The organism is Pseudoxanthomonas gei, assembly GCF_010119615.1.
GTDB classification, from domain to species: Bacteria; Pseudomonadota; Gammaproteobacteria; order Xanthomonadales; family Xanthomonadaceae; genus Pseudoxanthomonas_A; species Pseudoxanthomonas_A gei.
This window is the reverse complement of record NZ_QOVG01000024.1, coordinates 1-627: the sequence shown is the minus strand read 5'-3', so window position 1 is coordinate 627 and position 627 is coordinate 1. Positions and strand designations below refer to the sequence as shown.

Annotated in this window: 1 protein-coding gene; it reads left to right on the top strand. The window is 44.5% G+C overall.

Annotated elements, in window-relative coordinates:
* Nucleotides 1-297, top strand: a 297-nt coding sequence (locus tag DT603_RS15795) for a transposase (RefSeq protein WP_211368491.1), incomplete at its 5' end; no start/stop codon positions are given.
* Nucleotides 298-627 lie beyond the last annotated feature (330 nt).

Genomic DNA, 627 nt, shown 5'->3' with positions numbered 1-627 from the left:
ATTTCAACTAATCAATGGTTTATCATGAAAAAGAGTCAGTTTAGTGAAGCCAAAATCGTCGAAATACTGTCCTTACCCAGCCAAGGCCAGTCTATTGAGGACATTTGTCGTCAGTACAACATCTCGCCAGCTACCTTCTACAATTGGCGAAACCGCTACGGGGGCATGGACACCGAGGAACTTCGCAAAAGCAAGGCATTAGAAGCGGAAAATGCTCGACTTAAGAAATTATTGGCTGACAAGAGCCTGGACTACGATATTCTTAATGACGCTTACCAGCTTCTAAAAAACAGGTAAGCCCTACTACCGCTGAATGGGTGAGGTGAACAAAAGCCATTGGTATCCAACGACAGGCTTCACTTCGGCGAGTCTGTCAAGTAGTAGGGCAACGTCGGGCGACTCTATATGCTAAACCTAAGCGCATCAATGAGGACAAACAGATCGAAGAGGTACTAACTGTGTTATCCAAAAAGCATTTGAATGGGGGATTTGGCTTACTTTTTGGGCGGATCAGGTTGTCGGGCTATAGTTGGAATCATAAACGAGTCTACCGAATTTATAAGGCTTTAGGCTTGAATCTTCGGAGCCCAATCAAACGAAAAGTCATCAAGCGAGACAATCCTAACA